This is a genomic window from Clostridium ragsdalei P11, assembly GCF_001675165.1.
GTDB lineage: Bacteria > Bacillota > Clostridia > Clostridiales > Clostridiaceae > Clostridium_B > Clostridium_B ragsdalei.
Window position 1 is genome coordinate 108,129 of sequence record NZ_LROS01000055.1, and the last position, 14,171, is coordinate 122,299.

Sequence of the window (14,171 nt, forward strand, 5' to 3'; positions counted from 1 at the left end):
TTATCACAGAGTCAACAGCTTCTAATGGTTCATGCAGGATAATCACTATGTGTGATCCTAATTCCCTATAGGGGGAATTTTCACTTATCCAATTAATTTTGATAAGCAATCATTGAGTATGAGATATTTATTAATCGGGGGACGAAATTTAGTCCTCCCTACAAAAGGTGGAAGTATAATATGAATACCTACAGTCATTATGGCTATACCTTTAATTGTAAATATCAAGTTGACGAGTACAAATTAGTGTCCCACTCTAGGACATAAGAATATAGAGTTGTCCATGGGTGGAAATTATTTGATCTCATGTCAAATTTACCATAATCCAAAATTGGATTGGGATAGAAACTATCCACTTCATGAAGCAAAATTAACCCGTTACATTTTGTGACACTTAGTTGCATAGAGGTACTTAATGTCCTATCATATAGCATCCTCTATATTTACATTTAAATTAATCTACAATGTTATTATGTATAATTAGTCATATACTGCATATAGGATTGATTTATTTGATGATATAGGAATTAAAGTGACTAAAACCCTTATATATCAATGGCTATAGAGGTTTTATCTATAAGAGCGGAAAGTGTTGGTATATAAGGACTTTGAAGATGTTATAAATTTAGTAGATAAATTATCAAGTAACGGTAACAAATGGGTTAGTTATTTTTACTTAATATTGTGCTCAGGTATGATAATATCTAGTTTCAGAGTGAAGTTTTTTCCTTCACATTTCTTTTTCTATGTGCTATAATAAAGAAAATTAAAAGAAAAAATTAAAAAAAATTCCATAAATTTTTAAAAAAATTTTGTTGAATTTGTAAATGAATTTAAAAGATTTATTTAGAATATAAAATAATTTAAAAAGTAAAAATGTATTAAAAGTAAATTATATTCTATCACGTATTTTTTATATGGACAATAAACATTAAAGATATTTAATGGAGGTGTTGATATGAGTAAGGTTATTAAATTAGATGAATTTAAAAGATGTAATTATAATAATAAATTAATATCAGATATGAAAAATGAGCGTGAAAATACTAATATAACAATTAATAAAGATAAAGTTGAGATATATGAAAAAGATATTTTTTTTGATGATGATGATTTCATATCAAAATTTTATTCAAAAGAAATGTAAGGTGAGAAATTTGGAATTGGATGAAATAAAAAATTATAGTGTTGTTCTAAATGGTTTTCAATTTATTGAGAAAAATCCATTGGGCTTTTTTGAATTTGACGATTATGATGATCTAGATAAATGTTTTGAACAGAGTAAAAAAATTAATGGTTTTCAATCCACAGGTAAAATAGTTGTAAAAAGTAATGGATTTATTCCTAGCAGAAATGAAAATGGAGATAATAAAGCGAAAAAAGATTTGTTTGTTGTAACTAGGGCTAAAACAAGGCCAGTGTTGATATTTCAAGACATGGAGTTTTGTAAGCAATATCATAATAACGTATTTATAATACCAATGGAAAGCTTAAAAAAGCCAGAGAGAGAAAAATTTAATACAGATGAAGAATACAATGAAAGAGTGCAATATTACAATAATATTAAGGCAAGATCAAAAAAAATACCACATCGATATTATGTAAAAACTACTGTTGATGATAAAAAGACAGATAGTGTTTTATTTTTAGATGATGCTAGATTTGTTCATGTATCAACTTTATTTGGACAAGTAAAAGAAGATGCAATTGATAAAAGGGATTTATGTGAAATTATTAATAGATTAAGTAGAATGCTAAATATAAAAAATATACATGAATGTAAGGATTGTGAATATTTAAATATGTTTAATTCAATCAAAAAAATTATGGGGAGAGTTGAACGTTTAGAAAAAACACCTTAATTAATAATGACTATTAAAATAAAAAATATTGTTTAATTTTTTTACATAGATAAGTATGAAAAAATATGTATTATAAAGTAGGAGCTTATAGAAATATAAGTTCTTTTTTTATGCAAAAATTAGGGGGAATTATATGGGTAAAAATAATAAAGATGTGTTAAAAAGTGTTAATTATAATATGGAAATTATTAAAAAAATAAAGGAGAATCAACCTTTTACAATAGATCAAAAAGAAGAAATGTTAAATGTTTATACAGGAATAAGCAAGGATAATAATAGTTATTTCACGCCTTATGAAATATGCAATTTTATAAAACAATTATTAGATATAAGAAAAAGTAAAGTTACTGATTTAAGTGCAGGTATAGGGAATATGGTAAGACCTTTTATTAAAGAATATGGAAAGCTAGATGATGAAATCCAATTTGATTGTTTTGAATTGGATGAGAATAATTCTTTAGTTGGTTCTACAGCATGGGAAGATTATAAACAAGTTAATTTTCATACTAATTTTAATAGTTTAGATAGAGCGGATGAAATTCAAGATAATTATTATGATTTTATTATTGGTAATCCGCCATTTACAGGTACTACAAAGTATATGTGTGAATGGAATAATAACAAGGGTAAAGCTAAAAATAATAAATTGGTTGATTGTTTTGTTGATTTATGTATTAAGAAATGTAAGAATAAAGGATTTATAGCATTAGTGCTTCCAGGAGGACATTTATTCAACGGCAATGGTACTGCAAAATTAAGACAATGGATGAGAAGTAAAGTGGCCTTAAAAGGATTATTTCCTTTAGATTCTAAAACCTTTGAAAATGCTGGTATATTAGGTACAAGTGTTGGCACAAACTTGATTGTATTTCAAAAAGGTGTGAAGCAAGAAACAATATTTGTTGGTGAATTAACTGATAAAGATGATATAAAGCTTGAAATGAAAAGTTTAGCAATGCAATTCAGGTTATTTTTAAGTGGGGACTATCACTTAAATACTCTAAGTGATAGTTATAATGGACTTCATGCTTTACTGAAAGAAGGTGCTGCTTAATTGAAATGCTATTGTTGTGATAAAGAAATAAATAATGGTGAATATTCAGAATATCAATTAAAGGAGGATAAGAGTAAAGTTTATGTTTGCTTTGAATGTGAAAATACTTATGAATATTACCTTGATAAAATTAAAAGAAACTGCTTAATTGATGGTAAAGTATATGAAGTAAGCAAGAAAGATGAAAAGGTAATTGAAAAAGAAAGATCTTTAAGAATTGAAGAAGAAGAGGAAATAAGATTAATGGATTGTAACAAGTCCATTTTTTATTTTACAAATAAACAAGGTAGAGTAGCTGGAATTTATGATAATAATTATCAACTATTAAGATATTGCAATGAATTTTTAGGTGTAGATGATAATTTTAATAATGACAATATACAAAGGTTTACCTTTAATTTTAGTATTAATAAGCACTGGATTATTCCTGAAGATTGGGATAAAAGTTTAGGCAGAATTGATATATACATAGATGATTTAAAAAAAGATACATATAAATCAAAAATACATAATGAAAAGAATTGGAATGAAAAAACACGTTTATGGTGGTATGGAAGAATTGTTTGTAAAGAAGAATTCTATAATACCACTTTTTCTTTTTGTACGGAAAATAACATATTTGACAGAGTGTATGTAGATTACAGTTTCATATGTAGTAAAAGTTACAAGCTGGAAAGAAAAATTGAAGAATTATTAATAAAAGATAATTTTAAAAAATTAGAGGGGAGTAAATAGTATATGGCAGATGGTATAAAAATTGGATGGAAACTTGAAAACATCCAACAAATGATAAATCAGATTGAAGAAATAAAAGCTAAAGTCACAGCAGATAAAGTAAATATATCTGTAAATAAAGATGCGGTACTTAATCAGCTAGATAGTATGTTAACTGGAATCAAAAGTATACAGAAGGAAGCTTCAAAACCAATTAATTTACAAATAAATACAATACAAAGTAAGCAGGATTTAGCGGGAATAAAGGGTAGTTTTGAAGATATAATTAATACATATAAGCAACTAGGTCAGATTAATGTAACTCCAACTTTTGATAGTAATGGTATGTTGAAGGATTTCGCAATTCAACTTCAACAGGTCAACGGGCTAATAGAGAAAGTAAAATATTCAGCTAAAGATTTTGTAGATGGAAAAGATTCAATGACTCCATTGACCTTTAAGGTAGACAATATCAAAGAAATTAACAATCTTGATAAAACTATAGATAAATTAGAAAATTTCAAAAATAAATATAATGATGCAATTAAAGATTTACAAAATAATGGCAACATTAAAGACAATTCTATAAGTGAATTCCAGAAACAATTAGATTCTTTAAACATAACTAATTTCAAAGAAAAAGTTAACGAAATAAAAAATACATATAGTAGTTTATTGAATGAGCAGAAACAATATACTAATGAGTTAAAACAACAGGAACAATTAAGTAATTTTGTTACTGCTCAGAAGAATAAATTAAATAATACAAGAAGTGGATATAACGGTAAATTAGATATTGGCAGTACACAGTATCTTGAATTAGAAGTTACATATGGAAAATTAATAGAGGAATTAAATACATATAAAAAAGCAGGAAAGGCACTTACTACAGAGGAAGCCAATGATATTAAAGGGAGAATAAATAATTTTGGCAGAGAAAAGAATTCTATTATTGAAGTTACAAATACTATAAAACAGCAGGAGAACGCTTTAGATGGATTAAAAAATAAATTTGGTAATATTATACCTACTATCAAAATAAATCAAATAAAAGAAGCGTTACAAAGTTTATATAAGTCAAACGATTTAAAAGGAGATAGCAATGTTATTTCCCAAGAAATAGAAAAATTAAAACAATTAGCAAATGGAGTTCAAAGAGTAAAAGGATTTGGTTCTAATGTAGGTACTTTTAGTGGTACAGGAATAAATATGGGTTCTAGCATACAAGACATAGAACAATTTATTCAAAAGACAGTAAGTGCTAAAGCTAGTATAGATAATATAAAAGAAAGTATGGATTCTTTAGGAAATAAGGTTAAGACGGTTAATTATAGTGTTAATGAGGGTAATGGAGCAATCAGTAAACATAAAATGACAATAGATAGTGATACAAGCTCTCTATATAATTTGACTACTGGATTACAAAATGCAAGTTCAAAAAATAGTTCTTTTAGTTCTAGTATAGGAAATGCAGTTAAGAATTTAGCACTCTACGCAACGGGAGCAGGGCTTGCTTATGAAGCTATCAATAAAATTAAAGATGCTATCGACAACGTTAATAGTGTAAATAAATCACAGGCAAATTTGCAGATGGTAACTGGAATGAATCAAGATCAGGTTAAAGGGCTTACTAAACAATATACAGATTTAGCAAATCAGCTTCATGTTACCCAAAGTCAAGTGTTATCAAGTGCTGAGAATTTCCTTAGAGCAGGTCATAGTGTACAAGAATCTATGGGACTAATAAAAGCTACCAATATAGGGGCAGCATTAAGTGGTCAAGACGCAAAGGATGTAGCAGATCAATTAATAGCTATTTCCAATGGATTTAGGATGGATACATCTAATGCAAAAGAATTAAATGATGTAGTTAGCAAACTCACCGTTGCAGATAATGAAAGTGCTACCAGTTTTAAGGAAATAGCAACAGCAATGCAGGGATCAAGTAATATGGCACAATCTGTAAAAGTAGATTTTAATCATCTATTAAGTTATATAAGTACAGTATCTAGTGTTAGTAGGAGAAATGCAAGTAGTATAGGTCAATCTTTTGCTGCTCAATTCGCAAGATATCAAAATGTAAAGGGCGGACAAAAATTTGATGCTGACAATCAGGACTTATCAAATGTAGAAAGAGATTTACATAAATATGCTGATATAAATTTAAGGTCTGATTCTAAAACTTTTAAATCATATGAAACGGTTATAGATGAGCTAACTAAGAAGTGGGGAAAACTCGATGAAGTGTCTAGGGCTGCCATATCAAAAGCCATGGCGGGAACGACACATGCTGAAGATTTTCAGGTATTGATGAACAATATGGATAAAGTCAATGGTATGATGAAAGATTTAGGTACTGCTTCAGGTTATGCAGAAAAACAATATGAAAAAGTATTTGCTAAAAGTACACAAGCAAGAATTAATGATTTTAAAAATAGTGTTTCTAATTTATATCAATCAATGATTTCTAGTGAATCTATAAATAAGGGTTTAAATGCTTTAACAGGTTTTATAAAAACATTGGATACATTAGCAACTACGAGTAAAGGTTCTGGTGTTGCATTAGCTGGATTAGCAGCAAGTATGGTATTAATAATAACTAAAGGAAAAGCTATTACAGGATTATTTACACAAATAGGAATAGTATTAAGTAATTTTATGATCGTAGCTAGTAAAGCAGGAATAGTGACTGGATTAGCAGATACATTCAATATATTGGCAACTTCTATAAAAGGTGTAACATTAGCACTACTTACTAATCCACTGACTTATGTTGCAGTAGGAATCGGAATAGCGACAGCAGCAATAATAAAGCATGTGGAACATCAAAAAGAATTAAAAGAACAAACAGATAGTTTGAGGGATTCTTATGTTACGTTAACTCAAGCAATGAAAGATAATGATAGTGCTAGTATAAGTTCATCTTCTAAAAATTTACAATCTTCACAGGAACAGTTACAAAATTTAATTAAACAAAGAAATGAATTACAAAAACAAATGAATAGTTCTCCTAATACAGGAGATCCAAGGGTAGATGCTCCAATAAAAAATATGAATGATAATCAGTTGGATGATGTAAATAAAAAAATAAAAGAACAGGAGCAAGTATTAACTGATGCAGGAGTAGCTTTTAATAAAACCACTGGAGAAGTAATGGCTTTAACTGTTGCAGAAAGTAGAATAGAAACAAATGATGTTGTAGATAAAATTAAAGATACTACTCAAGCTGAAATAGACCATAAAGCCGAAATTATAAAATTAGGTAACGAATATAATAATTTAGCTCAAATACAAAAACCTAATATAGATCAACAGCAACAAATGAGCGATTTAGCACAAACTTTAAGTACTGATGTTTCTGGATTAACAACAGTAAAGGATAAAGATGGTAATATAACTATAAAGAATAGTGGTTTATTAAATGCTGAAATAGGTATATTAGGCGATGAAGGAGTTTCTGTAAATAAATTAAAGCAAATTAAATTAGATGCTGCGAAATCCAATGAACAGGTACAAATTGGAGAAACAACTACTACATATGAACAAGCTAAAGCAAGAGTTCAAATATTAAATGATGAAGCAAAATCATGGGCTGGTGCTGCAAATATGTCTGGACTACCAGATGCTACAAAAAATATGTTTAAAAATTGGAGCAAAAATAGCACACAGCAAGCTAATGATATACAGGGTACTATAAATAATATTGATAATACTTATAATAAAGCCATGAGTGATGCTACCTCTTCGACTCAAGCATTAACAGATGAAAATAATAATGGTTATACTCCTAGTGAAGATGGAGCTACTAAAGCAACTGAGGGGAATACAGAAGCTCAAAAGGCACAAAAAGCAATAATAGATGAAGTAAAAGAAAAAACTAAAGAATATGAAACTGAACTTAAAAATCTTGATAATATTCAAAATAAATTAGAAGTTGACCTTAAACATATGGATAAAACATCAGAAGAGTATCGTCAAGGATTACAACAAGAAATAGATTTATTAAAACAAAAGAATGGTTTCCTTCAAAAAGGAGTAGATTTAAATAATTCTAGCATGGGGGCATTAGGAGGATATGCTAGTGGAGCAGGTTCTCAAATGGGAGAAGAAGTAGCACAATTAGCAGAACAATATCAAGGCGTACCATATGTAAGGGGAGGAGCAGATCCTTCAGGTTTTGATTGTTCAGGATTAGTTCAATATGTATATTCACAACTTGGAATATCACTTCCTAGAACATCAGAAGAACAATTTACAGTAGGAACGCCAGTAGATAAAGATAATTTACAACCTGGAGATTTAGTATTTTTTGAAGGTAGTTCTCCAGGACATGTCGCAATTTATACTGGAGGCGGAGATATTGTAGCAGCGACACATAGTGGAAGTGATGTAAAAGTAGAATCTTTAGATGATGTATCTAATGCAGATGGATATAGTGGTGCTAGAAGGATTGTTTCAGGGGGTGGTTCTAGTACAGAAACATCTGTACCAAGTTCAATGACATATAAAGAGATTGTAGATGCAGCAGCTTCAAAATATGGTGTAGATCCTAATCTTATAGCAGCAGTAATAGAACAAGAAAGTACATGGGATGCAAGTCAAGTAACAGGTAGTGCAGTAGGATTAATGCAACTTGAACCAGATACAGCAGAATCTATGGGATTACCAAGAGATCAAAGGACAGATCCGTTAAAGAATGTAATGGCAGGAACTCAATATCTAGCTGGATTAATTGATAAATATGGTGAAGAAAAAGGAGTTGCTTTATATAATACTGGTGAAAATGGTGGAGGTAATTACGGATATGCTAATTCGGTAGAAAATAAAAAATCTGCATATGCTAGTGGTAGTAAATCTATTCCAGATAGTAGTGCTGATGTAAGTAATGATACTGATGTATTATCTGAAATGGATGATTTAAATTCAAAAACAGCAGATTATCAAAAACAGATGATAGATAACCAAAGTACTATATTAGATTTATATACTGAAAAGTATAATTCTCAATTAGATGCTTTTAAAGCGCAAATAGATAATTATACTAAATTACAAGATTATAATAAACAGCAGTATGATTTATTAAGAGAAACTGATTCTGCATCAGCAGATAAATATGCAAAAGCTGAATTAACAGATGAAAATGATATATATGGTGCATTATCACAAAAAGAAACATTTATTAGGTCACAAATGACACAAACAGTATTTGATAAAGCTACTCTTGCTCAAATGAAAAATGATTTATTAGATACCCAAGAACAAGAAGTAGAAACAATAAATAAATTACATACAGATTTTACAGAATGGCAGGATAATGCTTTAACTGATTCTACTAAGCAATATACAGATCAGTTAACTGAAATAAAAGCTCAATTAGATTTAATTGACACTGAAGACAAATCTAATTATCAAGATGAATTAGATTTAAATAAACAGGAATTATTACAGCAAGAAGAAATTAAGGCAAGGACGGAAGAAAGATTACAAACAATAAAAGAATTGATTGATACCGAAAAGAATGATACCACAAGACAAATAGAAATAGACGAATATAATAAGATAAATAATGAATTATTAGCCACAAATAAAGAAATAGTAACAATTAATAATAGTATTGATGATTTAAATCTTCAAAATAAATTAAAGCCATATGTAGATGATATAAAATCTGTTAATGATGAAATGGATGTATTAAATGATAAAACCGATTCTTCAAAGGCAAATGGAGAAACTATTGAGGATTTTGATAAAAAATTAGGATATTATAATCAGATTAATGATGATTTGCAAAAACAAAATGATATCTATACACAACAGATTAAATTATGGCAAGATTTACGTAGTGAATTTGAACAAGGTTCTGAATTGTGGACAGAGTATAATGATAAAATAGATGATGCTCAAGAAAAGCAATCGGAATTACAAAAAAGTCAAATTGATAATGCTAAGAAAATGGAAGAATTAGCTGAGAATCAAGTTCTTGATATAGCAGAGAATGCTATATATGGTGGTGAAACTCAACAACAATTTGAAGATAATGCTAAAGCTAGAGAAAATGCCATTGATGAACAACTTAAATTAATGGATAAGCAGGAACAGAATCTTGAAGAGCAGGAAACTAGAAATAAGAATTTGTTAGATCTTGAAGAAGCTAGAGTAAAATTGCAAGAAGACCAAGCAAATAAAAGTGTACAGCAATTAACTAAAGATAAAAATGGTAATTGGCAATTTACATATGTAGCAAATCAAGATACTGTTGACCAAGATGAAAAAGATATGCGTGATAAAGCACAATCTAATAATGATTGGGAAAGACAGACAAAGCAAAAACATGACCAAGATTCATTAAATGACGAAAAAGACGAATTAGAACAAGAAGTATCAATGCGTCAAGAAGCTATGGATAGAATTAAAACTAATATTGAAAATGCTTTTAATGACCAAAAAAATTTATTTAAAAATGGTCAAACTGATATTAGTACAATTGTAGAAAATAGTTTGTCACAAATATCTAACTTATATAGTAGTACATTCCCTGAAATCACAAATATTATAACAGAAAACGTTGAAGCACAAATAGCTGAAATGAATAAATTAAATCCTAATTTTGTTAATGCTCAAAATAATATTACAGGAATTACAAATCCTCAAACACCAGCAATTACACAGCACGTGGTGTATGGAAGTGGAATTGACATCGATAATGCAAAGCAAATGTTTGGTACTGATGGAATTACATATGTGAACATAGACAAAGATCATATGACAGATGAACAACGTAAAAAAATTAAATTAGGGGATAATGATTTACTTCTTGGTGGTGCAGGTGTTACTTATGGAATTACAGAAAATCAGAATGGTGGTACTGGTACTAGATTATGGGGACAAGATAGATATGCTACAAATGAAAAGATGGCAAATTGGTCAGAAGAAAATCAAGAAACTAAGCATTTTGTATTTGCAGAGGGGGAAGATCTAATAAGTGCAAAGGCAATTTATGGTGATGCCTATACATATATACCTACAGATAGATGGACAGAAAAAGAATGGTCTGAATTACATACAAAAGCAGGAGATAAAGTGATAGGTTCACAAGACCGTACACCTGGATTAGTATTAAATGGTGCTACTCGTATATATGGACAAGATAGAAGTGATACAGCAAATAAAATTGAAAATAATGCTTTAGATAAAGGTGTTATTGCTAAAAGAAATGTGTATGCTGGTGGAAAAGATTATGAAAGTGCTAAACAAGTACTTGATAGTACATATTATAATCTTATAGATATATCTTCTAAGGATTTTGATGCTTCTAAAGTGAATTTAACTGGTGATGATTGGGTTCTAGGAGGGGAAGCAGTAACTAGTTCACTTAACAATCAAATATCTCAGTCAAGAGCAAGAAGAATTTATGGACAGACCGCAGATGATACTAAAAAGGCATTAGAAAAAGCTAGAGATGATGATTTGGCAAATGTTCAAAAATATAATCAAAATGTCACTAAAAATATAAAACAAAGCACTCAGAAACAAACAGTGTTAATACAGGATGCTCAAACTAAGGAAAGTTATTCAATTGAAGTTGGGGCAAATACTAATTTAGATACAGTTATTGCAAGCATGGGTAATATTTATGATGTAACTAACGATGGCATGGGTAGAGTGGTTGTAACTGTAAATGACCATGTACAAGAGGCAATAGAATCATTTAATAAATTATTGGAGGCAGAGGCAGCAGCAGGAATTCAAGTTAGTTCATATACTCCAACAAAAATTGGTGATGTTGATACAAGACCAGTTGAGTATGCCACAGGTGCAGATGCTAAGATTTTGGAAGTCCAATATGGTGAAACTATTAGAATTTTACCTGGTACTGGATTTAGCCGAAGACCTGGCTCAACGAGATATGATACTAATAGATTATATCAAGAAGATTTAGCAAGAAAAGGATATCTACCTATTCATGATGCAGGTGATTTATATAAATATGCAGATGGAGGAAAGATTGATTATACTGGACTTGCAATAGTAGATGGAACTCCAAGTAAACCAGAAATGGTATTAAATCCAGATGATACATCTAAATATTTAGAAGCTTCAAAATTAATAAGAGATGTTGATTTAGATAAATCACTTAATGCATATCAATATATTCCAGATTTAATGCCGAATTTAATGAAATCTATACCTATGGATAATTTAATAAAGAATAATTTTAGAAATCAACCTACAAAAGTAAGTAATACTTTTCATTTTGATAAGGTAGAATTACCAAATGTGGTTGATGGTGAAAGTTTCATAAAAGAAATGGGTAATTTTGGAGTAAAGCAATATACAAGTAGTTATGTAAATGGATATTAATAGTTAATTGGAGAGTTGAAATATACTCTCCTTTTTATTTAAAAAAATTTAATGAAAGGTAGATGAGATAAATAATGTTAAAAGATAATGGTAGAGTAAAAATGGCAATGAGTCATTTTAAGGAAGAATTATTGAAAGCAGTAGAAAAGATGATTGAAGAAAAAAGGAAGAGAATAGATTATTGTAGGACGGTTTATGGAATAGTAAGGCAATGCAATATAGATGGTACATATGACGTAGAAATAAATAGTTGTACACAAAAAATATATAGTATGGATAATGCAAAATATTCGGTAGGAAACGTAGTGGTGTGTTTAGTTCTTGATAATAGAAACTATTCAAACAAGATAATTTTATGTAAAAAACCTACAGTAATATAATATGAAATAATACTACAAAAGTGTATAATTAAGTTAATTAATGAAAGCGTGAGGCGGTGGTATTATGGAAATTTGGGTAGGTTTAATTTTACTTTGCTGTATTGGTTTTATTATGTCTTGCTTTAGTCAAAGTCAACGAATATCAGATGAACATATAGTATTAGAAGAACAAATTATTCATTTAGCTGGACAACCATATTTTAAATCTAATCAGAAAATTCTTTTTCAAATAAAAAGTGAAAGCCCTAATCATAATAGATTATATATTCAAAATAAACTAATTAATACAAAAGATATAATAAGATGTGAGTTATTGACAAAAGAACAGATTTCAAAAGATGTAACATTTTCCAGATTGTTAACTTTAGGTATTTTTGCAATTGCGTTTAAGAAGAAACGAACTGTTACAGAAACATTTATGGCATTTTCATATAAAGTGGAAGGTGTTCAGGTAGATTGCTTATTTAAAGGAATTCTTACACAGCAACTTTCTAAATTAACATTTCAAATCAAAAAATTGATGTTAAATGCTAATAGTGGAATCAAAAAAGTAATTGAAATTAATTTATTGATGTGGAGTATTTGATAAAATATATGTTTTAAGTTGTTATTTGCATATAAATGTGTTGACTATAATACTAAAAAGATAGTTAAATTAAGCTAAAATTGAAGGAAATTATCTCCTCCTGTAGAAATATTATACGAGGGAGGTAAAAGAAATATGACAAAAAAGAAATTGCAAATATTTATTTCATCAACTTATATAGATTTACAAGAAGAAAGACAAGCAGCAGTAGAAGCTATTTTAGGATCGAAACATATACCTGCTGGTATGGAATTATTTAGAGCAGGAAATGTATCACAATTAGAAACAATTAAAAAATGGATTAATGAATCAGATATATATATGTTAATTTTAGGTGGCAGATATGGGAGTATAGAATCTAGTTCAGGTAAAAGTTATACTGAAATTGAATATAGATATGCGATTGATAAAAAGATTCCTGTATTTGCAGTTGTATTAACTGAATCATTTTTACATAAAAAAGCCGCTAATGGGTTAGATGTATTTGAAAAAGATAACAAAGATAAATATAATAATTTTAAAGAATTTGTAATGACTAAAATAGTAAAACAAGTAGATGATTGTAAAGATATAAAATTGGCTATAAAAGATTCAATTACTGAATTAGAAGAACAATATAATTTATATGGTTGGGTAAAAGGTTCTGAAATTGATGATAATACAGAAATAATAAAAGAAAATAGTAAATTATTAAAAGAGAACAATAAATTAAAAGGACAGCTTCAAAAACTTAAAGAGAAAGATAAAATAGGAAATTTTGAATATGAAAAGCTGAAAAAGGTATTGAGTAAAAAGACGTTAACAATATCAAAAAATTTTTTTGAGGATAGTAAAAAAGATAAAACTATGACTTATTTACATTTCTTTAAAATATTTAAAAATATTTTTGTTACAGGATTTACCAATTGTCCTGGTATCGATAAGTTGCAAAGTTATATTTTTAATGATATAAGTCCATTTCTTATTGAATTTGGTTTATTAGAAATAAATAGAGTTCCAGGAACTAAATATGAAAAAATACATATGTCAAAAAATGGATTGAATTTTATAGCTAGATTAGAGCTTGAAGATGTTAATAATTAAAGTTGTTATGTGAAATATATATAAGATGAAGATAAAAATTGATGAGGTTCAAATTTAATTAAATCTGTAATCTTTGTACACATAAAATTAATTTAATGATTTAAGAGTATATATAAAAAAACCACATGTAC

Annotated in this window: 8 protein-coding genes; all 8 read left to right on the forward strand. The window is 28.5% G+C overall.

Features of this window, described 5'->3' with window-relative positions; genetic code table 11:
* Positions 1–958: 958 nt before the first annotated feature.
* Positions 959–1,147, forward strand: coding sequence for a hypothetical protein (locus CLRAG_RS16720; protein WP_065079446.1), 189 nt, complete (start codon positions 959–961; stop codon positions 1,145–1,147).
* A 16-nt stretch (positions 1,148–1,163) separates the two neighbouring features.
* A complete protein-coding gene (locus tag CLRAG_RS16725; protein WP_154105015.1) occupies positions 1,164–1,862 on the forward strand; it encodes a hypothetical protein in 699 nt (232 codons plus the stop codon).
* Positions 1,863–1,995: 133 nt separating this feature from the next.
* Complete coding sequence (locus CLRAG_RS16730) at positions 1,996–2,916, forward strand: N-6 DNA methylase (protein WP_065079448.1); 921 nt, start codon at positions 1,996–1,998, stop codon at positions 2,914–2,916.
* Positions 2,917–3,651: a hypothetical protein gene (locus tag CLRAG_RS16735; protein WP_065079449.1), complete on the forward strand. Its 735-nt coding sequence runs from the start codon at positions 2,917–2,919 to the stop codon at positions 3,649–3,651.
* A 3-nt stretch (positions 3,652–3,654) separates the two neighbouring features.
* Positions 3,655–11,991 carry a phage tail tape measure protein gene (locus CLRAG_RS16740; protein ID WP_065079450.1) on the forward strand — a complete coding sequence of 2,779 codons (8,337 nt, stop codon included), beginning with the start codon at positions 3,655–3,657 and terminating at the stop codon, positions 11,989–11,991.
* Positions 11,992–12,065: 74 nt separating this feature from the next.
* Positions 12,066–12,371 (forward strand): hypothetical protein, encoded by a 306-nt coding sequence (locus CLRAG_RS16745; RefSeq protein WP_065079451.1) that lies wholly within the window; start codon positions 12,066–12,068, stop codon positions 12,369–12,371.
* 64 nt (positions 12,372–12,435) lie between these two features.
* The gene (locus CLRAG_RS16750; protein WP_065079452.1) at positions 12,436–12,957 is read left to right on the forward strand and encodes a hypothetical protein; all 522 of its coding nucleotides are present in this window, start codon (positions 12,436–12,438) and stop codon (positions 12,955–12,957) included.
* Positions 12,958–13,092: 135 nt separating this feature from the next.
* Positions 13,093–14,040 (forward strand): DUF4062 domain-containing protein, encoded by a 948-nt coding sequence (locus CLRAG_RS16755; protein ID WP_065079453.1) that lies wholly within the window; start codon positions 13,093–13,095, stop codon positions 14,038–14,040.
* Positions 14,041–14,171 lie beyond the last annotated feature (131 nt).